Below are 22,411 nucleotides of genomic sequence, written 5' to 3' on the forward strand. Positions count from 1 at the left end.
GCATTGGGTGCGTCAGATGCACCCAATGTGGCGTTCGGTGCATGCGACGCAACCAATGCCGCATTGGGGCGGCATCCCGAGCGGGCGCGAGACTGGCGGGGGCGGGCCGTGAAGGGCTCCTTGAGGGAATCCAAGTCCGTGAAGGAGCCCCTCACGGACTTTCCTGCTGACTCGCCTCGACACCTTCGGCGGCTGCCTTTTTCGCCCTGCTCGGTGCGACTCTGGGCGGTTCGTTCGGCATCTTCGGGTACACGGGCGGCCACGGCGCGTCCATGAGGCCGCTGGCCAGATCCTCCCGGGACATCTCCAGCAGCGCTTCGATCGACTGCGGCCGGTCGTTCGCACCAGCCCACGGATCTCCCCGTTCCGCGACCAGCGCGGGGACCGTCGACAGGGTCAAGGCGTCCGGTTCCACTGTCGCCAGTTCGTCCCAGGAAATCGGCGTGGAAACCTGTCCGCCGACCCTCGGGCGTACGCACCAAGCGCCGAAGACTGTTTTATGCGGGGCGTTCTGGTTGAAGTCCACGAAAACTCGCGAGCCGCGTTCTTCCTTCCACCATTGTGCGGTGATCAGGTCGGGATGCCGCCGTTCCAACGCCCTTGCCAGAGCCACCGCGGCGGCTCGCACTTCGTAGCCGTCCCAGCGCGGTTCCAGTATTGAATACAGGTGCAGGCCGCGCGAACCGGAGGTCTTCACGTAGACCTCGATTCCCAATTCCGCAAGGAATTCCCGCACGAGAACCGCCGCCTCGCGCAGTTGCGGGAACCCGATTCCGGGCGACGGGTCCAGGTCGATGCGCAGTTCGTCCGCGATTTCCAGTGCTGCCGCGCGGTTTGGCCACACGTGGAAGCCCAGGCAACCCTGGTTGACCGCCCACAGGACGTGGGCCAGGTCTGCAGCCACCAGTGCGTCGCTGGTGGTTCCGTTGGGCGTGGAAACGACGGCGGTGGTCAGCCAAGACGGCGCGTTCTTGGGCGCGCGTTTTTGGAACCACGATTTTCCGCCCGCGCCGTCCGGATAGCGTTCCAGCAGCAGGGGGCGACCGCCGAGTCTAGCGAGCAAAGGGCCTGCGACAGCTTGGTAATAGCGGACGAGATCGAGCTTGGTTTCGCCTCGTTCCGGGAAATAGACCTTGTCGGGGCTGGAAATGGTCAGTTCGACGCCGTCCAGTTCCAGCGTCACCCCGCTCATCGGGCCTCCCCGAACAGATCCGCCAACTCGGCGGGCGGGGCTTCGTCCAGTTGCGCGTAGGTGCACGATTCCGGGGTCCGGTCCGGGCGGAAGCGCACCAATCGCCCGCCGTGGCGGAAGCGGCCGCCTTGGAGGTGTTCGTAGCGGACTTCGGCGACCTGTTCCGGGCGCAGCGGTTCCCACGACAGGTCCTTGTCCGGAGCCCACCGGCTGTTGGCGCCCGGCCGGCGCACCTCGTCGGCCTGCCATTCCGCCCAGGTGCGCCACGGATGCCCGTCGAGCGCGTTCTCCCGCCACGGGGCCAGCTCCTCGACCAGCTCCCGGCGCCGCGCCGCGGTGAAGCTGCTCGCGACGCCGACGTGGTGCAGCGAACCCTCCTCGTCGTACAGCCCGAGCAGCAGCGATCCGACGCCCTTGCCGTCCTTGTGCCACCGGAAACCCGCGACGACACAGTCCGCGGTGCGCTCGTGCTTCACCTTCAGCATGACGCGTTTGTCCTGCTCATACGGCAGATCGGCGGGCTTCGCCATGACCCCGTCGAAGCCCGCGCCCTCGAACCGGGTGAACCAGTCCTGCGCGGTGTCCGGATCCGTCGTGAGCGGGGTCAGGTGCACCCGCTGCAAGCCGGTCGAGGGCGCGAAAATGCTCTCCAGCTCGCGCCGCCGCTCGGCGAACGGTTTCTCGGTCAGGTCCCGGTCGCCGAGCGCGAGCAGGTCGAACGCGACGAAGCTGGCCGGGGTCTCCTCCGCGAGCTTCCGGACACGGCTGGCCGCCGGATGCAGTCGCAGCTGCAACGCCCCGAAGTCCAGCCCGCGCGGCGTGACCAGCACGATTTCGCCGTCGACGACGCATTTCTCCGGCAACGCGTCGCGCAGCAGCTCGACCAGCTCCGGGAAGTACCGGGTGAGCGGCCGGTCGTTGCGCGAACCCAGTTCGACCTCGTCGCCGTCGCGGAACACGACGCACCGGAAGCCGTCCCACTTCGGCTCGTACCAGAACCCGCCGTCGCGCGGCACCTCGTGCACGGCTTTGGCGAGCATGGGCCGCACCGGCGGCATCAGCGGTAACTCCACCTGCTCGATCCTAAGCGGAACAGACGCTGACCTGCACCTTTTTACCAGCGCGCCAGCACAAGCCCGCCCCTCGGCTTGGGCGTGAAGTACGTAGCCTTCCGCGGCATCCGACGTCCCGCGGCGTGCACCGCCTGCACCGTCTCGAACGGCACCGGAGCCAGTTGCACCACCGCGTCCGCGCTCGGCGGGACCGGGCTGCCTGGCAGCAGCGGGCGCACGTGCGGGCCGTCCGGGTCGAGGCCGAGCGCCGAGCCGAGGAGTGTCTGTTCCACGACCTCGTGGTCGATCACCAGCGGATCCGCCGCAGGCAGCCGCACTCGCAGCACGCGCGATCCGGCCAGCACCACGGCCGTGCCGGGGCAAGACGGCGGGGTCGCGTCATCCGACCAGGTCACGTCCAGCCCGGCTTCCTGCCAAGCCGCCAACAGGCTCTCGGCGGAGTGCCCGGTGCCGAGGAGCACGCGGTTGATCGCCCGGATCTCCAGCTGCGAACCCGCCGTGACCAACGCCAGCAGCTGACCGCTCCCCGCCGCGGCCGCGACGCGGTGATTCCCGTCCGCCACCAGCAGATCGCTCGCCGACGCGGCCTCCAGCAGCCGTTCCTGCATCTCCCCCGGCCGCACCACCCACAGCTCGTGCGCCAGTCCTGCCCGGTCCACAGTGGACACATCAGGATCCGCCGAGCTCGCCGCTTCCTTGACCGCCGCGGTCAGCTCCGCTCCGTCGCCGACCGGCACGAGCAGGGCGGCGCTCGTCGCGCACCCGAGGCCGTCCAGCACGGCCGCGCGCTCGGCGACCACCTCCGGATAGACCTCCTCGGTGTGCTTCACGTGCGCCTGGCCAGAGGTCAGCTCCCGGACATCGACCACGCACAGCACGCCCGCGATGGTCTCGCCGATCCGGTAGGCCGCGACGAACCCGGTCTCCGGCCGGTAATGCCTGGTCAGCAGCCGTTCAAGCGTCGCTCGCGCTTCCGGCAGCGCCGCTTCGACGTCCAGCCCGGCCGCCAGCGCCGCGGGCGTCCGCGCCGGATGCTGCGCGGCCAGCAGCGTGTCCCCTTCCGCCGCCGCGAGCGCCCTCGTCACCGCCTCCGGTTCGGCGAACTCATCGACATCCGGTCCCGGCACCGCGCCCTGAACGACCCAGCCCCGGCCGATCGGCCGCACCCATCTGTCCATCCCTCCATGATGACGGCCAGGCGAACACCCGGGCACCGATCGATCGGCTGGGGAATGCTTGCCGGGGCGAAGGAGTTTATTCCCGGCATGGGTAGCACGAGCAGTCCGCCCGCGGCGAAACGCGCCGCCGTGGGCCTTCGATCCGAGCGGGGACCCGTCCTCGCCGCCGTCATGCTGAGCACCGGCCTCGTGGCCCTCGACAGCACCATCATCGCCACCGCGGTCCCCTCCGTGGTCCGCGACCTCGGCGGGTTTTCCCAGTTCCCGTGGCTGTTCTCGATCTACCTGCTCACCCAGGCGGTCACCGTGCCGCTGTACGGCAAGTTCGCCGACGTCCTCGGCCGCCGCCCGGTGATGTTCTTCGGCATCGCCGCGTTCCTGCTCGGCTCGGTGCTGTGCGGGGTCGCGTGGAGCATGCCGGTGCTGATCGCGGCGCGCGCGGTGCAGGGCATCGGCGCGGGCGCGGTCCAGCCGATCAGCATGACGATGGTCGGCGACCTGTACACGGTCGAGGAGCGCGCCCGGGTGCAGGGCTACCTCGCCGGGGTGTGGGCGGTCGCTTCGGTGATCGGGCCGACCCTGGGCGGCGTGTTCGCCGAATACCTCAGCTGGCGGTGGATCTTCTTCGTCAACCTGCCGCTCGGCGCGCTCGCCGCGTGGATGCTCTACCGCAAGTTCACCGAGCAGGTGAACCGCACGCGGCACAAGGTCGACTACGCCGGCGCGACCCTGCTGACGCTCGGCTGCGCGCTGCTGATCCTGGCCCTGCTGGAAGGCGGGGTCGCGTGGAGCTGGACGTCGGCGCCGAGCCTGGCGATCTTCGCCGTCGCCGTCCTGATGCTGGTCACGTTCGTGCTGGTCGAACGGCGTGCGGAGGAACCCGTGCTGCCGCTGTGGGTGTTCACGCGCCGCACGCTGATCGGCGGGAACCTGGTCGCGCTCGTCACCGGCGCGGTGCTGCTCGGTTTCAGCTCGTTCCTGCCCACCTACTCCGAGGGCGTGCTCGGCACGGACGCGCTCACCGCGGGCTTCGCGCTGGCCGCGCTCACGATCGGCTGGCCGATCGCGGCGTCGCTGTCCGGGAGGATCTACCTGCGGATCGGATTCCGCGACACCGCGCTGATCGGCACCGGATTCCTGCTCGTCGGGACCGTCATCGCCACGTTCCTCGGCCTGGACTCGGTGGTCTGGACGGCCGCGGCGGCCGTGTTCGTGGTCGGCATCGGGCTCGGGCTTTCCTCCAGCCCGACGGTCGTGGCCGTGCAGTCCACCGTCGGCTGGGAGCGCCGCGGCGTCGTGACCGCCACCAACATGTTCAGCCGTTCGCTGGGCAGCGCGGTCGGCACGGCCATCTTCGGCGCGATCGCCAACGCCACTCTCGCGGGCCGGTTCGCGAACCCACCCGCGGAGGTCGCCGGACATCTTCCGCAGAGCGTCGACGCCACCAGCCGCATCCTCAGCGGCACGCACGACAACTCACCGGCGACGGCGTACGTGCGCGAATCGCTCGCCGGGGCCACGCACAACGTGTTCCTCGCGATCGTCGCCGTCTCGGTGGTGAGTGTCGTCGCGCTGCTGCTGATGCCCCGCAAGACCGAGCAGCTGACGTTCTAGTTCTGCAGCGGCACGAGTTCGCGCACGAAATCGTCGAGGAACTGCCGGTAGTCGCCGGAGTATCCCGGCCGGACCACGAATTTCGTGAGTCCGGCCTCGACGTGCTGCTCGATCATCCGGCGCGCCTCGGCCCAGCTGGTGGGCACGAGATCGGTCGCCGGACGGCCCGGATTGCGCTGCTGCGCGACCGCGCGCAGCCGTTCCGGGATTCCGTGCAGCGCAAGGACCATGCTCAGCCCGAAGTGGTCCGATTCGATCTCCCGGCCGGCTTCGGCGGCGGCTTCCTGAATCGCCAGTCGCGCCGCCCGGGACTGTTCCGGCGTGTGGAAACTGCCGAGCCATCCGTCGGACAACCGGCCCGCGCGACGTAACGCGGCAGGCGCGGCCCCGCCGACCCAGACGTCGAGCCGCTTCGCCGGACGCGGCCCGATCGTCACGCCGTCGACCTGGAAAAACTCGCCGTCGAAGGACACGTTGTCCTGTTCGAGCAGCAGGCGCAGGAGCGCGAGCGACTCGTCGAAAACCGCCGCGCGCCGGCCCTCCGGCACTGGGAACAGCGCTCGTTCCGCGGGCTGCGCGGGAAGCAGGCCGAACACCGGGAGCACCCGTTTCGGAGCCAGTCCGGCCAGCGTGACCAGCTGTTTCGCGACCAGGACCGGATTCCGTCCGGGCAGGATCGCCACGCCCGTGCCCAGTTTGAGCCGCTCGGTGCGGGCGAGCGCGTGCGTCGTGCCGATCAACGGGTCGACATCCGGCGAATAGACCACCTCCGACAGCCACAGCGAGTCGACGCCCGCCGCCTCCGTCAGCTCGGCCAAACCGGTGAATTCCGCCGGCCCGGTCCCGAGTCCCGGAGCCACCCCCACCCGGATCTTGTCCACGCTCGCTCCGCTCTGTCGGCACGTTCCCCTCGACAGAACCGGATCCCGGCGCGAGTTCTTCCTTATCCGGCGGTCGCTTCGATGACCCGGCCCAGCGCGGCGTGCAGCGCCTCCAATTCGGAGACCTCCATGCCGAGCCGCTCCACGACGCGATACGGGATTTTCTCCGCCTCGGCGCGCAGCTCCCGGCCCTTCTCGGTGAGTTCGACGGTCAACTGGCGCTCGTCGGCCCGGCTGCGGCCGCGGGTCACGTATCCGATCGCTTCCAGCCGTTTGAGCAGCGGAGACAACGTCGCGGGCTCGTGCCGCAACGCCGTGCTGAGGTCCTTCACCGACCGCGGCGACTGCTCCCACAGCGCCAGCATCACCAGGTATTGCGGATGAGTCAGCCCGTGCGGCTCCAGCAGCGGCCGGTAAATCGCGATCACGCTGCGCGAAGCGACCGACAGCGCGAAGCACACCTGCCGGTCGAGCTTCAGCGGGTCCTCGCCAAGGTCGATCTCGGCCACTCGTCCTCCTCGTGCTCGGGCCCACTCTAGCGCGGGCTGCACCACACTATTAGTTAGTGTACTAATCATTAGTGTACTGTTGCCGCAGACCCCGAGGAGGAACGATGACCGACCGGCCCGGCGTTCTCCGCTGGTTCGCCTACGCCGTGAGCGGGCGGCTTCCCGAGCGCTACCGCGACTGGCTGCTGCACGACGCGACGTCCAAGCACTGGAAGGCCCGGCACGTCCTGCGCGCGACGGTGGGCATCGCGCCGCTGTGCCTGGTCTGGCTGCTGCTGCCGGCCCCGCTCGGGCTGCGGCTGGCGATCGTGCTGATGGCCGCGCTGGTGTCGTACTTCTACTCGTGCGCGTACATGGAGGAAAGCATCGACCACCGGTTGTCCCGCAACGGTTTCCCGCCCGGAACCGGCAAGCGGGTTCGGCGCGAGAAAGCCGCCGAGGCCAACGCCGAGGCGACCGCCCGCTACATCGCGGCCTACCGGCAGAACTCCGCCGACTAGACTCGGGAGCCGATGAGACGCAAGCGCCCGGCCCCGATCCCGCCCCGGCACGGCCTAGACCCGGCACGGCTGCGGCTGCCCGAAGAGGGGCCGTGGACGACGCTGCTGGAGCACCTGGTCGAACGCCTGCCGCGGGTCACCCCCGCGCGGATCGAGGAAATGCTGCACGAGCAGCGGATCCACGGCGAGGACGGCCCGCTGGGCGTCGACGCGGCGTACGTCCCCGGTTCGTTCATCTGGTTCCACCGCGACCTGCCGGACGAGGTCCCGGTGCCGTTCGACGTCACCGTCCTGCACCGCGACGACCACCTGCTCGTGGTCGACAAACCGCACTTCCTGGCGACCATCCCGCGTGGACGGCACGTGCTGGAAACCGCGTTGGTGCGCCTCCGCCGTTCGCTGGACCTGCCCGCCCTCTCCCCCGCCCACCGACTCGACCGCGTGACGGCGGGGCTGGTGATGTTCGTGATCACGCCGTCCGCGCGGGGGGCGTACCAGACGATGTTCCGCGATCGGTTGGTGCACAAGGAATACGAGGCGATCGCGCCTTACGATCCGTCGCTCGAACTGCCCCGGACGGTGCACAGCAGGATCGTGAAGGAACGCGGCGTGCTGGCTGCACAGGAGGTGCCCGGGCCGCCGAACGCGGAGTCCACAGTGGAGCTTCTCGAACACCGGGACGGGCTGGGCCGGTATCGCCTCACGCCCGCGACCGGACGCACGCACCAGCTGCGGGTCCACATGTGTTCTTTGGGGATCCCGATCCTGGGCGACGATTTCTACCCGGAGCTGCACGAGAAACCGCTCGACGACTTCACGAAACCGTTGCAGCTGCTGGCGAAAGTGCTGGAATTCGACGATCCTCTCACCGGCGAGCACCGCCGGTTCACCAGCCGCCGGACGCTCACGGCGTGGGATTCGCTCGAAGAATGGGCTAGTTGACCGCTATCGCGAGGAAATGCGCGCTGGCGTTGATCAAGAGCGGGTCCTGTTCGACCAGCCGGGCACAGCGGAGGGCCGCGTCCACGCGCGCGTCGAATTCCTCGATCCCGGCCACGTCCAGCGCGGGCCACGCCGGGCCTTCCACTCCGTACACGGAAATCCCGTTCATGCCAGCGGTTTCCAGCTCGTCGCGGAGCTCGTCGGCGGTGTGGAAATGCGCGGGCACGAAGCCGACGTGACCGTCGTAGCTGCCCGTATCGAGCACGGCTCTTACCGCCGGGATCATCTGTTCGGTGAGCTGACCATTGGTTCCGGTCTCCATGGCCGAGAGATAGCGGCTGATCGCAGCGGCGAACAAAATGCCGCCCGGACGAAGGACGCGGCGGGCTTCGGCAAGCGCCTGCTGGCGGTCACCGGATTCGGTCAAATGGTAGAGCGGCCCCATTAAAAGCACGACGTCCGCGCTGTTGTCCGGCCATGCCAAAGCTCGCGCATCGCCGACTTCCGCCGTGACGCCTTCGATTTCGGCTGCCGCTGCGACGTGCGTGGCCACCGGATCGACTACGTGCACCGAATGTCCGTCCGCGGCAAGCCATCGCGCGTGCACCCCGGTCGCCCCGCCGACGTCGAGGACTCGCTGCCCGGTCGTCGGAATCGCTCTGCGCACGAGTTCTTGGGTGCGCCGGAATTCCATTCTGCCGTGCGGCGATCTGACGAGCCGCGTGTCCTCGGTGGTCTCGGTGTCGTAGTGCTCAACCAAAGTCATGCGCGCAACAGTGACCGAGTTCCCCTGCCGAGGCAACGGAATTCCCGCCGGACGGGTGCCAGGCGGCGGCTGGCACCCGCGCGGTCGATCACCTGGTCCAGAACTTGATTCCGCTCCACTGCACGGTAATCGGCCCCGCCCCGCTCGCCGTCCGGTACGACCCGAACTTGTCGTAATAACTACCCGATGGGCTGTCGTCGGTCTGCTTCAGCGAGCCGTTGATGTATACCTTGTGGGAGCTGCCCACTTGATTGACCGTGTTCACCCGCACCGAGGTCCCGACCGTCGCGCCGGTCGCCACCGTCTGGCCGTTCTCGACGGTGTAGAGGCGGCCGCCCTTCTCCACCGCCAGCAGGAAGTACGGCCCGGCGTTCGAACCGTCGCGGAACGTCTGCTTCAGGCTGATCCGCGAACCGCCCATGCTGGTGATCTTGAAGGAGCCCTCGAACTGGTGCGTGCCGCCGGTGTAGGTCTCGTAGCGGCGCTCGGCGCGCTGTTCGCCGCTGCCGTCGGAGCAGGTCAGCTTGAAGGTGAGCCCGCTGATCTGGCCGCAGCCCTTCTGCTGCTCCTTGTACCCCGGCGACCAGGATTTCCAGGTGCCGCCGCCGACCTGGGCGTCCGCGACCGGGGCGAGAATCGCGAGCCCGCACACCGCCGCCGCCAGTGCTCCGCCGATCCGGGTTCTCGTGCGCACGTGCCAACCTCCGTGGAACTCAGGGCGGCGGTAGCGGTACAGGTCCAGACCACTGGCTGATCACTGTAGGTCCCCGGCCGGTCGCGGACAAGAGCGCATCCCTTGACGACTTTGTTTGTCACTGCTTGGCTCAGGGGATGCAGGACGTCGAAGTGATCGAGGACCCCGCCGTCGCGGCGGCCGCGCTGGACCCGGTGCGCGCCCGCCTGCTGGCCGCGCTGACCGAACCGGCGTCCGCCGCGGCGCTGGCCGCCCGAGTGGGCCTGACCAGGCAAAAGGTCAACTACCACCTGCGCGCGCTCGAGTCGCACGGCCTGGTCGAACCGGCCGGAACCCGGCAGTGGGGCGGCCTCACCGAACGCCTTTTCGCCGCCACCGCCAGCGCCTACCTGGTCTCCCCCGCCGCCCTCGGCGCCGCCGGTTCCGCCCACGTGAAGGCGGACCGCCTATCGGTGAGCTACCTGCTCGCCGTCGCCGGCCGAACCCTGCGCGAAGTCGCCGGCTTGGCCCGCCGCGCGGCTCACGCAGGCAAACCGCTCTCGACGCTGACTCTGGACACGGAAATCGCCTTCGCCTCCGCGCGCGATCGGTCGGCCTTCACCGACGAGCTGACCACCCTGGTAACCGACCTCGTGTCCCGCTACCACAACGAATCCGCCCCAGACGCCCGCCTGCACCGCCTCGTCGTCACCGCGCATCCCAAGCCCGCCGAGTAGTTCGCCCGAACAGGTGTTCGATTGTCGTGTAGCTTGGAGGCATGAGTCAGGCATTTCAGGGCTCGCTGTTCGGTGCCAGCGGGCCGGCCACGCTGGGTTCGCTGTCCGGCGTGCAGCGCACCGAACTGGGGCAAGGCGCGTGGATCGACGTGCTGCCCGGGTGGCTCGACGGCTCGGACGAGCTGTACGAACACCTGGCGGCCGAGGTCCCGTGGTACGCGGAGCGCAGGCAGATGTACGACCGCGTGGTCGCCGTGCCGCGTTTGCTGTGCTTCTACCGGGAACACGCGCCCTTGCCGCACCCAGTCCTCACCGAGGCCCGGGAGGCCTTGACCGCGCACTACGCAGCTGAACTGGGCGAACCGTTCCGCACGGCCGGACTCTGCTACTACCGCGACGGCCAAGACAGCGTCGCCTGGCACGGCGACGACCTGGGCCGCGGCCGCACCGAAGACACCATGGTGGCCATCCTGTCCGTCGGCGCCGCCCGACACCTGGCCCTCCGCCCACGAGGCGGCGGCGACTCAGTGCGGTACCCACTGGGCCACGGAGACTTGATCGTGATGGGCGGGTCGTGCCAGCGGACGTGGGAACACGCGATCCCGAAGACATCCCGCGCGGTGGGGCCGAGGATCAGCATTCAGTTCCGGCCGAGAGGGGTGCGATGAGCGCCCGACGATGACGATGCCGCGAGAGGGCGGCGGGTGACGGGACTGGGCTCGGTTCGACCACGCCACCTCGCCGGTCACGAGTGCGCTGCCGGTTCGACCGCGCCACCTCACCCGCGACGAGTGCGCTGCCGGTTCGGCTAGGCCGCTTGGTGCGTTCACGAGCGCATCGCGGACTCGGCCGCGCCGCGCTGCCGGGTCGAGCTAGACCGCCTCGAGCATCCACCAGCAGGCCGATCCAAGCGCGCGGCCGTGCACACCGCTGGCGTGCCGTTGGGCCAGTCAGACCGCCTCGGCGTTCATCCGCGCACTGTGGATTCGACCGCGCCGCTGCGCACCGCGAGCACGCTGCCGCTGAGACCAAGCCGCGCGGGCTACCTACGAGCGCGCCGTCGATTCGACGCCAACACGCGCGCCACTGGCGCGCACCGGTTCGGCCGCCTCGCGCACGACCAGCGCACCACCGATTCAACCGCGCGGCCGCGCACACCACCCCGAACACTGCCAGCTCACTGAAGCCGCCGCGCACTCTCGCACGCGGAGCGTGCGACCCTCAGCGCCGCGCCGCCGGGCACGCCACGGTTCCGCGGGCGACGTAGCCATGCCCGTGCCGTCCACCGGGCAAGTCCGCCACCCCCGGTGGCACACAACCCCGCGACCCCAGCCGCACGAGTCCCCACGACCCGCCCGAGGCGACCAACCAGAGCCACCCCGGCCGTCCAACAATCCGATGTCAGTCCACCAGCACCGGCAGCGAATCGAGCCCGTACACGATCGACACCTTCCGGAACTCCAGCTCCTCCGGCTGCACCGCCAGCCGCAGGTTCGGGAACCGCCGGACCAGTGCCGGGTACGCCGCCCGCAGTTCCATCCTGCCCAGCTCCGCGCCGATGCACCGGTGGATTCCGTACCCGAACGCCAGGTGCGAGGACGGTTCGCGGGTCGGGTCGAAGCGGTCCATGTCGCCCTTGCCGAGCACCGGGTCGCGGTCCGCGACCGACAGCGACACCAGCACGATGTCGCCCTCGCTGATGTGCACGCCGGCGATGTCCATGTCCTGCTTCGCGAACCGCGGGAACGCCATCTGCACCACCGTCAGGTAGCGCAGCAGCTCCTCGACGAACCGGTGCACCGAATCGTCGTCGCCCCGGACCGCCTCGAACGCCGCCGGGTCGCGCAGCACCACCAGCGCGCCCAGTGCCAGCATGCTCGCCGTGGTCTCGAGGCCGCCGGTGAGAATGCCGTCCGCGAGACCGGCGAGCTCGCGGTCGTCGATCTCGTCGCCGTGCTCCTTGATCAGCATGCCGAGCAGGCCGTCGCCGGGCTGTTCGCGCTGCTTGCGCACGATCTCCAGCAGGTACCCCAGCGACTCCGAGATCGCCCCCAGCGACGCGCCCGCGCCGCTGAACAGGTCGAACCGCGCGGTGCTCAGCCGCTGGAAGTCGGCCCGGTCCTCATAGGACACGCCGAGCAGCTCGCAGATCGTGAGCGACGGGATCGGCAGCGCGAACTGCTCCCACAGGTCCACCGGCCCGTCCGCGGCGGCCATCGCGTCCAGCTGGTCCGCGACGATCTCGTCGATCCGCGGCGTCAGCCGGGAGAGCCGGCGCATCGTGAACTCGGGCGTCAGCAGCTTCCGCAGGCGCGTGTGGACCGGCGGGTCGGCGAATCCGAGGCCGCCCGGGTTCTGGTCCTCGGTGACGCCCGCGTTGCCGACGAGGTTCGTGAAATCGTTGCTGAACTCGGTGCCCTTCCCGAGGACGGCCTTGGCCTCCTCGTAGCCGGTCACGAGCCAGGCGTTCATCCCGAACGGCAGGTCCAGCTTGCTGATCGGCGCCTCGCCGCGCAGCCGGCCGAGGTCCGGAACCGGGTCGAGGCCCTGGCGGCGCAACGGCTCCAGCGCCGAATCCGGCAGCAGCGCCATCTTTTCGAGATCGAAGCCGCGCTTCTGCTGGCGGGCGATGTACCGGCGGCCGGCCCAAGCGAGGATGCGCGAACGAATACTCCCCATGGCGGCGACAGTACCGCAACCACCCCTTCCGCCGGTCCCGGGCGGAGACGCCCGTCACCCTGTGACCAGCGCGAGTCCACTGTGGACTCCCGTCACCCGGCCAGGTGACGGGTTCCCGGAATTGTCAGACCCCCCGGACAGAATGGCCCGCATCGGCAGCGACCTGCGTGACCAGCCGGTCGCAGCCGGTGAAAGCACGCGACGACGAGGCGAGTCCCGTGAGAGGCTCGGAGAGAAAGGGAGGAACCGGACATGACTGCGGCGCTGATCGGGCGGGCCCACCCCGCCGCGACCTTGCGTGCGCAGCTCTCGCGCGCCACCGCCAGCCACGGCGGCCTCACCCTGGTCACCGGCGAGGCCGGGATCGGCAAGACCACGCTGGTCAGCGCACTGGCCGACGACGCGCGCGAGGCAGGCGCGCTCGTCCTCGGCGGCACGTGCTGGGAGTCCGGGGCCGCGCCGGGCTACTGGCCATGGGTCCAGGTCATGCGTTCATTGCGCCGGGAGGCCGCGCCGCACGAATGGGCCGTCGCCAGCTCGCCGACGCTGTCCGCACTGCTCGGCGAAACCCCCGAACAACCGGCCGACGACGGGTTCCAGCTGCCCGACGCGGTCACCCGCGCGCTGGTCACGGTGGCCCAAGAGCGACCGGTGGTCGTCATCCTCGACGATTTGCACTGGGCCGACCCGGCGTCGCTGCGGCTGCTCGAATTCGCGGCCCGGCACACCTGGTTCGAACGGCTGCTGCTCATCGGCACGTACCGCGATGTCGAGGTGGACGCGCCCAGCCATCCGCTGCACGAGCTGATGCTGCCGTTGGTCGCGAAAGCAACCACGATCACGCTCACCGGCCTGGACGAAACCGGGGTCGCCGAGCTGATGAGCCGCACCGCGGGCGCGGAGCCGGGTGCCGAGCTGGCCACCGACGTGCAGCGCCGCACCGGCGGCAACCCGTTCTTCGTCGAGCAGACGGCGCGGTTGTGGCGCAGCGGGAGCACAGTGTCCGCGGTCGCGCCCGGAGTCGCAGACGCGCTCCAGCGGCGGCTGTCCCTGCTCCCCCGCCCAGTCACCGATCTGCTCACCAATGCCGCGGTGCTCGGCCGCGAGTTCTCGCTCCACCTGCTCGCCGCCACCGCCGGTGCACCCGCCGCACAGGTCGACCACCTGCTCACCCGCGCCGTAGCCGCTCGGCTCGTGATCGCACTCGGCGAAGGCCGTTTCTCTTTCGCGCACGACCTGGTACGGGAGTCGAGATACGCCGAACTGACGCCCACCGAAGCACAACGCCGCCACGCAGCGGTCGTGCGCGCCGGTGAACACACCCCGACTCTGGTCGGCGTCGCCGAACGCGCCCGGCACGCCTACCTCGCCCATACCGACCTCGACCCGAAGCAAGCAGTCCGGCTATTGCTCGCCGCAGCCAAAGACGCAGGCGCCCGGATGGCCTTCGAGGAATCCATCGCACACCTGCGCCGAGCCCGCGAACGAGCGGCGGACAAACGCAGCCAAGCCGTCGTCGCGCTGGAATTGGCCACCGCGCTGTGGCGCTTCGAGGTGAAAGACGAAGCCTGGCTGCTCTGCGAGGAAGCCGTCGCCCTCGCTCGCCAAGAAGACAACGCGAACCTCCTGGCCCGCACCGCCCTCACCCTGTCGAAATTCAGCACCGGCGGCGTCCGGCACGAGTTCACCGTTCAAGTTCTCCGCGAAGCACACGAAAAACTGTGCGGCGGCAACGCGGCCGAACCCCTCTCGCTGGACCGCATCCGGCTGGAACTCACCGCCCGCGCCACGATCCTCGCCCGCGACGATGAGGACGACGACGCGCTGGCATTCACCTTATGGGCCAGACACGACGCGATCTGGGGCCTGGGCAGCGGCGCTGAACGCGAACGGCTCACCGACGAGCTCGCCGCCATCGCGCGACGCACCGGCGACCGGGAGAACGAGTTCTTCGCGGCCTCGCTCAAGTGGGTCGCGATGCTGGAACAGGGAGATCCGCGGTACCTGGACCAGTTCCACCTGTTCCAAGGGATCGCCGACGAAGGCGTACGAGCCGCGAAACTGGCGGAAGCGATCGACCGCAGCATCATCTGCACCTTCCGCGGCCGCTTCGCCGAAGCGGACGAAGCACTCAAGGAAGCACTGGCCGCCCCGGAAATCTTCGGCACCAACGACTACGGCTACATGCCCGACCAATTGCGCTGGAGCGCGCTGCTAGTGCAAGGCCGCTTCGCCGAAGCCGCCGAACTGCCCGCCAAAATGGCCGATACCGGTTTCCCGCACCCAGCCCTGCTGCGCACCCTCACCGCGGCCCTCGCCGGCGATGCCGCCACCACCCGGCACGAACTGTCCGAAGCACTCGCAGACGGCCCGTACGCCCGCGTCTTCACCCCGCTGTGGCTGCGCTGCCAAGCCCAAGCCGCCGTCGTGCTGAAAGACCGCGAAGCAGCCGAACGCTTGCTACGCGAGCTTTCCCCACACGCCGGAGAATGGCTGGTCTCCCTGTACGGCTGCGAACTGAGCGGCCCGGTAGACCTGTGGACCGGCCTGCTGCACAAAACCCTGGGCGACCACGAAACAGCCGCCGCCCATTTCACCTCCGCCGCCCGCTCCGCAGACCGGCTGCGCGCCCGTCCGTGGGCCGTCGAAGCGCGCAACCACCTGGCAAGCACGCTGCTGGACCTAGATGACAGAGACCGCGCCACCGCCCTGGCCGAGGCCGTCTCCGCGGAAGCCGCCGAACTGGGCCTGCACCACATCACCGCCCACCCCCGCCCCACGACGCCGCCACCACCCGTTGCCCCGAACGAATTCCACCGAACCGACTCAGTCTGGACCCTTCGCTTCGCCGACCGCGAAGTACGCATGCCAGACGCGAAAGGCCTGCGAGACTTGAACTTCCTGTTGAGCAGACCGGGCACCGAAATCCCCGCCGCACAACTGCTCTCCCCCGACGGCGGCCAAGAAGCCGAAGCCACCCGCTTCTTCAGCGGCGACCCGATCCTGGACGACACCGCGAAAGCCGCCTACCGCCGCCGCCTGGAGCACCTGGACGAAGCCATCGACGCCGCCACCCTCCGCGGCGACGACGCGAAAGCCGCCACGTTGGACACCGAACGCGCCGCCCTGCTGGACGAACTCCGAACGTCGACCGGCCTGTCCGGCCGAACCCGCCGCCTCGGCGACGAAACGGAACGCGCGCGCAAAGCCGTGACCGCCCGCATCCGCGACACCCTCCGCAAACTGACCGACCTCCACCCGGAACTGGCCGACCACCTCCGCCACACCATCACGACCGGCTCATCCTGCAGCTACCAACCGGAGACGCCTATGACCTGGCGCTTGTAACCGCCGGTGCGTCCGGCCGCGACCAGGCCAAGCGTCCGGAGGAAAGGACGAGAAGGAGAAACGTAAGGGGAAAAGGAGGCAGGAGACACGAACACCGCCGCACCCGAAACCACACACTGGACCGAAACCGCGCAATCCGAGCGCGGAAGCGGCGCGGTTGGCTAGGCTGGTCGTTCGCGTCGACGTCGAGGTCGTGGAGGCTGCAGGCTGCTATGGCAGGCACACCCGCACACAACGACTCCGGTTATCTCGGTTCAGCAGGCGGGACCTCGTGCCATGTGGTGCGCACAAACCGTCCGTGGGAGTCCGGGGTCGACGCTATCGGGGTCTCCGTCGGCGGCATTCTTGGCAGCCTCGGCCGCGCCGTCCGCGAACAGTCTTTGGACGCGGGCTGGGATTCGATCAACTACGGAGCGATTGTCCCGGAACAGCCGTACGTGCTGGGCATCCGCGGGGCCGGCAGGGACTCCCTGCGGTTTGCCGTGCTCATGACTCCACACGAAGGCGGTGGCTCTGGCCCGCCGACATTGCCAGCGATCGCTACGGCCACTGAAGCCGGCATTCGCGTGGCGGCGAGGGCAAGCTCGGTCGCGTTCGGATTGCCGCTGCTGGGCACCGGCGATCTCGGATTCAACGATGAGGAAGTCGCCGCGGTAGTGATTCCAGCGGCGGTCAGCGCGCTTCAGGACGGTGGCGGCCCGCGCAGTCTTGTCTTCGTCTGCAACTCCGAACCCGCGGAAGACGCCATCCGCGCCGCCTGGCACCAGGCGGGCGTCATGCGGTTCTCCGCGGTCGAACTGGCGGGCGGTGTCTCGAACGACCTGGTCGACCCGACGCGCGCCATCCCGCTCGAACGCGACCGGCTCGGTGTCGCCCCCTACGTGTCGATGCTGGCGACGGTGATCGCCGACCGGAGCACTCTGCCGCCGCTGTCGGTCGGGGTGTTCGGTGAATGGGGGTCCGGCAAGAGCTACTTCATGGGGCTGATGCGGGCCGAGGTGGGCCGGCTCGCAGGATCGGGCAATCCGGCTTACTGCGGCGAGATCGTCCAGATCGGGTTCAACGCCTGGCACTACGCGGACCGCAATCTGTGGGCCAGTCTCGGCGACGAGATCTTCCGGCAGCTCGCGGGTCCGGGCCCTCAAGCGCAGCAGCGGCGTGACCAGTTGCGCGAGGAGCTGGCCAAACGACTCGATCAGGTCACCGAACTCGAGGACGCGAAACGCCAGGCGCAGGCGACCGCCGCGAAACTCCAAGCGGATGTCGACAAAGCCGCGCTGAATCGCAAGGACACCGCGAAGGTCCTGATCCGGGCGCTGGGCGGCAGCCGGGAAGTGTGGCAGCGTCTCGGAATTCAGGACGCGGCCGAGCAAGGGGCGCTGCTCGTCGAGCAACTGCACGGCACGTTGTCCGAGGCCGAGGCATTGCGCAGATCGCCGAGGGGGCGGTGGGGCAAAACGGCGCTGGTCGCGTCCGCGGTCATCTTGTTCGTCGGGTTCTTCGCCGCCGCGATTGTGCCGGTGACGCGGGAATGGCTGGCCGGAGTCGGCATCGGGTTCGCCGCGGTGGCGGGCACGGGGGTCGCGTTGCTGAACCGGGCCCGGTCGGGATTTCGGGCGTTGCGCGAACTCAGCGAGGATCTCCGCCGCGGCATCGGTCGGGGCGCGAGCAGGACGGTCTCCCCGGAGGTCGCCCGGATGCTCGAGGAACTGCGTCGGGCGGAGACCGATCAGCGGGTCGCCGAGGCACAGCTGGAAGAAGTGGTGGCGCGGGTCGGCGAACTCGGCCGGGAGCTGACCGAGTTGACGCCGGGCCGCAATCTTTACGCTTTCCTGGCCGATCGTGCGCACGGCGATTCCTACCGGCGCGACCTTGGGCTGATCTCGACCATCCGGAAGGATTTCGAGCAACTGGTCGAGCTCATGGACGACTGGCGCGCGCACCCCGATTCGGGCGGTACCCCGATCGACCGGATCGTGCTGTACATCGACGACCTCGATCGGTGTAGCGCGCATCAGGTGGTCGAGGTGCTGGAGGCGGTGCATCTGCTGCTCGCCCTGGAGTTGTTCGTGGTGGTGGTCGGCGTCGATCCGCGATGGCTGACCCGGTCGTTGCACAGCCGCTACGACGGAATGCTCGACGATTCCCCGGAGGCAGGCAGGCTCGCGTCGCCGGAGGACTATCTCGGGAAGATCATCAATCTGCCGTTCGTGTTGCCGACGATGTCCGAGGGAAGCCTTCGCCGGCTGCTGCGGTCGCTGACCGACGACCGCCTGCTAGGACCGCCAGGAGAAGAACGGTCGCGGACACAGCAGATTCCTTCCCCGGCCAGGACTCTCCCGGACCTGGTTCCCGAGATCGAGGAAGGGTCCGAAGTAGACAGTCAGAGCCGTCCGGAGCGGGCTGCGGATCCGCCGCGTCCGCTCACGTCCGCGGAGATCGATCTGCTGTCCGAACTGGACGTGCTGATCAGCACTCCGCGCGAGGCGAAACGGCTCTTCAACCTGTACCGGATGCTGCGCGCAACCCGGGATCTGTCCGCGGCGTCGCATTTCCTCGGCGACGACACCGAATCTGGTGACTACCAAGCAGTCGTAGCGCTGCTAGGGCTGCTCACCGCGCCGAGGCATGTGCTCGAAAAGGCGCTGGACACGCTGCCGGACCCGGTTCGGTCGATCACCGGCGGCCTCGTCCACCGTTCGCCGGCCGCCGCCTGGGCCGGGTTCGTGGCCGATTGCGCACCACGGCGGCACGGCGAGGTCTGGCGGAACCCGATCGCCGGGACGCTGTGCGACAACGAAGTGCAGGACTGGCGTCAGCTGCATCGCGGCCTCACCCACGTGTCGGCCACGCTGCGCATCGACACGCTTTCCCGGTTCCAGCACTGGATTCCGGCCGTCCGCCGATTCTCCTACGTCCTCTCCCCCGCCGCCTGAAGCCCCGACCTGTCCGGGAGACCGTCCGGTCCGCGACCGCACGGCCTCCCGCGAAGCAAGGTCACTTTCGGTTGTACAGCCGCATTGTCAGCGTCCCGAACACCGCGGTCAGTGCGACCGACGCGATCAACGTCCACGTGATGGCACCGCCGTCCCAGGTACCGGACATCATCGAGCGCACTGCTGTCACCAGGTGGCTGATCGGGTTGGCGGAGACGCCGGCTTGGAGCCAGCCGGGCATGGTCGACGGGTCGACGTAGATATTGCTGAGGAACGTCAGCGGCATGATCACCATCATGCTGACGCCCATCACCGATTTCTCGGACCTCAGCAGCAGCCCGAACATCGTCCACACCCACGACAGCCCGAACGAGAACACGAGCAGCAGCAGGACTCCCGCGGCCACGCCGCCGACGCCGCCGTCCGGGCGGAAGCCCAGGATCAGGCCTACGACCATGATCACTACGGACGCGATCAGGTACCGCAGCACGTCGCCGAGGAGGTAGCCGACCATCGGGGCCGGCCGCCAGATCGGGAGGGTGCGGAAGCGGTCGAAGACGCCCTTCGCGATGTCGGTGTTCACCGCGACGCCGGTGTACATCGTGATCATCACGACGCTCGACGCGAGGATGCCCGGCAGGAAGAACTGCAGGTACTGCGTCGGCGAACCGGCCAGTGCGCCGCCGAACAGGTAGGTGAACATCAGCGTCATCATGATCGGGAACGCGGTGACGTCGAACAGCTGCTCCGGCACGTGCTTGATCTTCAGCACCGCCCGCCAGCCGAAGGAGAACGACGCGGACAACGCGCTCGGCCGCGGCGGGCGTTCGGTGGCGAGCAGGACCGCGGTCAGCTCGTCCGGTTTCGGGGCCGCGAGGTCGAGATCGGGTTCCTTGACGGTGGTCACGCCGCCTCCTCGGTGGCTGTGCGGGCGGTGAGGGCCAGGAAAACCTCGTCGAGGCTGGGCTGGCCGAGCGAGAACGTGTCGACGGTGACGCCTGCCTTCGCGAGTTCCGCGAGAGCCCGCGACGCGCGATCGGCGGCGGCTTCGTGCGCGTCCGACGACAGCCGCGCGGTGATCGCGACCGGGTCGGGATCCAGTTGCACGGTGGCGGACAGCGCGCGTTCCAGCACTTCGGCGGCGGTCGCGCGCTGGTCGGCGTCCCGCAGTCGCAAGTGGACGGCGCCGACTCCGACCGAGGCTTTCAGCTCGCCCTTGGTGCCCTCGGCGATGACGCGGCCGTGGTCGATGACCGCGATCCGCGACGCCAGTTGGTCGGCCTCGTCGAGGTACTGCGTGGTGAGCAGGACGGTGGTGCCCTGCGCGACGATCGCGCGGACGATGTCCCACACCTGATTGCGGCTGCGCGGGTCGAGGCCGGTGGTCGGCTCGTCGAGGAACAGCAGGTCCGGGGTGTTGAGGATGCTCGCCGCGATGTCGAGCCGGCGGCGCATCCCGCCGGAGTAGTTCTTCACCTGCCGGCGCGCGGCGTCGGTGAGCCCGAACGCCGCGAGCAGCTGAGCCGCCCGATCGCGCGCGGCGGCGGTGCGATGTCCCAGCAATTTGCCGAGCAGCACCAGATTCTCTTGCCCGGTCAGGTCTTCGTCGACCGAGGCGTACTGGCCGGTGAGGCTGACCCGGCTGCGCACGGCGTCCGCCTCGTGCACCACGTCGTGGCCGAACACCCGCGCTTCGCCACCGTCCGGACGGGACAGCGTGGCGAGCATCCGGACAGTGGTGGTTTTGCCCGCGCCGTTGGGTCCGAGGACGCCGTACACGGTTCCGGCGGGCACCACGAGGTCGACCCCGTCGACCGCCCGGGTCTCGCCGAACACTTTGACGAGCCCGGAAGTCTCGATCGCCGGTTCCCCGGCAGCGTTGCTCATGTTTTTTCCTTCCCCTCAGTTCTTCATCCGCGATACGGCCGCGCGCGCCGGCCGTCGCGCAGCGCGAGGCCCCACCAGAGCAGTTCGTCCAGCAAAGCAGAGGCCGCGTGGCCTGCGGATTCGCCGTGCGGACCCGCGCCGGGGTCACCGCATTCGTGCTCGAGCAGGTCGAGACACACCGAATCCCGCACCGTCGCCGTGTGCAGTTCGGTGAAGACATCCCGAAGATGCTCCACCGCGTAGCGGCCGCCCGCGCGGTAGCCGTAGGAGACGAAGCCGACCGGTTTGGCCCGCCATTCCTCGTACGCGCAGTCGATCGCCTGCTTCAGCGACGCCGGGAAGCTGCGGTTGTACTCGGGCGTGACCACCACAAACGCCTCGGCCGCCGCGATCCGCTTCGCGAACCCGGCCATGCCGGCCGTCGGCTCGGCAGGCAACCGGGCCGGGATCGCGAACGTCGCGAGGTCGAGCACGTCGAGCACCACCCCGCCGTGCCCGGCGGCCCGCTCGACGAACCATCGGCCGATCTCGCCGCCGACCCGGCCCTCCCGGGTGCTGGCGACGAGCACGGCTACCCGCAGCTCCTCGTCCACACTTCTTGGGCGCCAGATCGGTGCGCGGCGCTGCCAGGTTGGATCTAGCGGGCGTTTTGGCTGGTCAGGGGCCCGGTGAGAGGGGCGAAGTGCGTGGCGGGAGGGCGGGGGAAGGAGCGCGAGATGCGGTCTGGCGGGGGTCGGTGGCCGGGCTGCGCGGCCTACGGGGCGCGGGGGCTCGCTGAGTGTGAACGGATGCTGGCCGAGCCTCGGATGAGAAGGAACGGGCGGCGGCGACGGAGGTGCGAGACGCGATCTGGCACGGCTAGCGGCTGGGCAGGTTCGGCGAATTGGAGCGCGTGGCAACGCTGCGGGGTGGGGGCAGGCTCCTGGCCGCGGCGGGCCGCGGTTCTCGTCAGCCACAACCACCCACGGAACTCGCCGCGGGAACGTGAGCGCGGGGCATCGCCGTTCGAGGCTGGCCAGAAGGGTGGCGGAAACGCGGGACCACTGCGCCTGGCGAACGCCGCAGGCAAGCGCGGCTGAGGAATTCGGCTAGCAAACACCTCCTAGCCCGCCGCAGCTGGCAAACACCGCAGACAGAGGCGGCTAGCCAACGCCACCCAGCCCAGCGCGACCAGCAAACAACCAGCCCGCTACAGCTGGCGAACGCAGCTGCCAAGTGCCGCAGGCAAACACAGCCAGCCTGCACGGCAAACGGATTCGAGCCCGCCGCAGCAGGTGAACCACAGCTGGCAAACCCAGCCAGCCCAGGGCGACTAACAAACAGCCGCCTGCCCGCCACAGCTGGCGAACAATGCCGCCAAACGCCGTAGGCAAACGCAGCCAGCCCAGCACGGGCGAGCGAACGGCTCCGAGCCCACTGCCTTGGCGGCCGCGGCTGGTGAGCACAGCTGGCAAATCCAGCCAGCTCAACGCGCCTAACGAACAGCCGTCAGCCCG

The 22,411-nt window shown here is 69.3% G+C and carries 18 protein-coding genes; 7 read left to right on the top strand and 11 right to left on the bottom strand.

What is annotated here, in order from left to right; all coding sequences use genetic code 11:
* Window positions 1–151: 151 nt before the first annotated feature.
* The 3 genes from ligD to FKO37_RS34755 are packed head-to-tail and all read right to left on the bottom strand — an operon-like array spanning window position 152 to window position 3,443.
* Window positions 152–1,192, bottom strand: coding sequence for a non-homologous end-joining DNA ligase (gene ligD, locus FKO37_RS34745; RefSeq protein ID WP_238607270.1), 1,041 nt, complete (start codon window positions 1,190–1,192; stop codon window positions 152–154).
* On the bottom strand, window positions 1,189–2,265 hold the full coding sequence (locus FKO37_RS34750) for an ATP-dependent DNA ligase (RefSeq protein WP_238607271.1): 1,077 nt from the start codon (window positions 2,263–2,265) through the stop codon (window positions 1,189–1,191). The genes ligD and FKO37_RS34750 overlap by 4 nt, the downstream gene beginning before the upstream one ends.
* 41 nt (window positions 2,266–2,306) lie before the next feature.
* Entirely contained in the window at window positions 2,307–3,443 is a 1,137-nt protein-coding gene (locus FKO37_RS34755) for a DUF1015 family protein (protein WP_238607272.1), read from the bottom strand.
* An 87-nt stretch (window positions 3,444–3,530) separates the two neighbouring features.
* On the opposite strand from FKO37_RS34755, the gene FKO37_RS34760 reads away from it, so the two are divergent.
* Complete coding sequence (locus FKO37_RS34760) at window positions 3,531–5,057, top strand: MDR family MFS transporter (protein WP_238607273.1); 1,527 nt, start codon at window positions 3,531–3,533, stop codon at window positions 5,055–5,057.
* Here FKO37_RS34760 and FKO37_RS34765 read toward each other — a convergent pair.
* Complete coding sequence (locus FKO37_RS34765; protein WP_238607274.1) at window positions 5,054–5,938, bottom strand: TIGR03854 family LLM class F420-dependent oxidoreductase; 885 nt, start codon at window positions 5,936–5,938, stop codon at window positions 5,054–5,056. The two genes, FKO37_RS34760 and FKO37_RS34765, sit on opposite strands and share 4 nt — an antisense overlap.
* Window positions 5,939–6,000: 62 nt before the next feature.
* Entirely contained in the window at window positions 6,001–6,447 is a 447-nt protein-coding gene (locus FKO37_RS34770; RefSeq protein ID WP_134732855.1) for a MarR family winged helix-turn-helix transcriptional regulator, read from the bottom strand.
* A gap of 104 nt (window positions 6,448–6,551) precedes the next feature.
* Here FKO37_RS34770 and FKO37_RS34775 point away from each other — a divergent pair, with 104 nt between their 5' ends.
* Together FKO37_RS34775 and FKO37_RS34780 are read left to right on the top strand one after the other, a co-directional pair.
* Window positions 6,552–6,947, top strand: coding sequence for a DUF5313 domain-containing protein (locus FKO37_RS34775; protein ID WP_037814960.1), 396 nt, complete (start codon window positions 6,552–6,554; stop codon window positions 6,945–6,947).
* A 12-nt stretch (window positions 6,948–6,959) separates the two neighbouring features.
* Window positions 6,960–7,889, top strand: a complete 930-nt coding sequence (locus tag FKO37_RS34780) for an RluA family pseudouridine synthase (protein WP_238607275.1) — start codon at window positions 6,960–6,962, stop codon at window positions 7,887–7,889.
* Here the strand turns inward: FKO37_RS34780 and FKO37_RS34785 are convergent.
* Together FKO37_RS34785 and FKO37_RS34790 are read right to left on the bottom strand one after the other, a co-directional pair.
* A complete protein-coding gene (locus FKO37_RS34785) occupies window positions 7,882–8,655 on the bottom strand; it encodes a bifunctional 2-polyprenyl-6-hydroxyphenol methylase/3-demethylubiquinol 3-O-methyltransferase UbiG (protein WP_238607276.1) in 774 nt (257 codons plus the stop codon). The genes FKO37_RS34780 and FKO37_RS34785 overlap by 8 nt on opposite strands.
* Window positions 8,656–8,743: 88 nt before the next feature.
* On the bottom strand, window positions 8,744–9,349 hold the full coding sequence (locus FKO37_RS34790) for a hypothetical protein (protein WP_238607277.1): 606 nt from the start codon (window positions 9,347–9,349) through the stop codon (window positions 8,744–8,746).
* 137 nt (window positions 9,350–9,486) lie between these two features.
* On the opposite strand from FKO37_RS34790, the gene FKO37_RS34795 reads away from it, so the two are divergent.
* Window positions 9,487–10,065, top strand: a complete 579-nt coding sequence (locus FKO37_RS34795) for a helix-turn-helix domain-containing protein (RefSeq protein WP_037814954.1) — start codon at window positions 9,487–9,489, stop codon at window positions 10,063–10,065.
* A 41-nt stretch (window positions 10,066–10,106) separates the two neighbouring features.
* On the top strand, window positions 10,107–10,733 hold the full coding sequence (locus FKO37_RS34800) for an alpha-ketoglutarate-dependent dioxygenase AlkB (protein ID WP_037814952.1): 627 nt from the start codon (window positions 10,107–10,109) through the stop codon (window positions 10,731–10,733).
* Between the two features lie 733 nt (window positions 10,734–11,466).
* Here the strand turns inward: FKO37_RS34800 and FKO37_RS34805 are convergent.
* Window positions 11,467–12,744: a cytochrome P450 gene (locus FKO37_RS34805; protein ID WP_037814948.1), complete on the bottom strand. Its 1,278-nt coding sequence runs from the start codon at window positions 12,742–12,744 to the stop codon at window positions 11,467–11,469.
* 252 nt (window positions 12,745–12,996) lie between these two features.
* On the opposite strand from FKO37_RS34805, the gene FKO37_RS34810 reads away from it, so the two are divergent.
* Window positions 12,997–16,092: an AAA family ATPase gene (locus tag FKO37_RS34810; RefSeq protein ID WP_238607278.1), complete on the top strand. Its 3,096-nt coding sequence runs from the start codon at window positions 12,997–12,999 to the stop codon at window positions 16,090–16,092.
* Window positions 16,093–16,304: 212 nt separating this feature from the next.
* Complete coding sequence (locus FKO37_RS34815; protein WP_238607279.1) at window positions 16,305–19,028, top strand: P-loop NTPase fold protein; 2,724 nt, start codon at window positions 16,305–16,307, stop codon at window positions 19,026–19,028.
* Between the two features lie 61 nt (window positions 19,029–19,089).
* Here FKO37_RS34815 and FKO37_RS34820 read toward each other — a convergent pair whose 3' ends face one another.
* From FKO37_RS34820 to FKO37_RS34830, 3 genes are read right to left on the bottom strand one after another with little or no spacing between them, the layout of a single operon-like run.
* Complete coding sequence (locus FKO37_RS34820) at window positions 19,090–19,935, bottom strand: ABC transporter permease (RefSeq protein ID WP_134663516.1); 846 nt, start codon at window positions 19,933–19,935, stop codon at window positions 19,090–19,092.
* On the bottom strand, window positions 19,932–20,915 hold the full coding sequence (locus tag FKO37_RS34825) for an ATP-binding cassette domain-containing protein (protein ID WP_238607280.1): 984 nt from the start codon (window positions 20,913–20,915) through the stop codon (window positions 19,932–19,934). The genes FKO37_RS34820 and FKO37_RS34825 overlap by 4 nt, the downstream gene beginning before the upstream one ends.
* Window positions 20,916–20,938: 23 nt before the next feature.
* The gene (locus tag FKO37_RS34830) at window positions 20,939–21,508 is read right to left on the bottom strand and encodes an NADPH-dependent FMN reductase (RefSeq protein WP_037814941.1); all 570 of its coding nucleotides are present in this window, start codon (window positions 21,506–21,508) and stop codon (window positions 20,939–20,941) included.
* Window positions 21,509–22,411: the final 903 nt, after the last annotated feature.

Source organism: Amycolatopsis sp. Poz14 (genome assembly GCF_006704225.1).
GTDB classification, from domain to species: domain Bacteria; phylum Actinomycetota; class Actinomycetes; order Mycobacteriales; family Pseudonocardiaceae; genus Amycolatopsis; species Amycolatopsis nivea.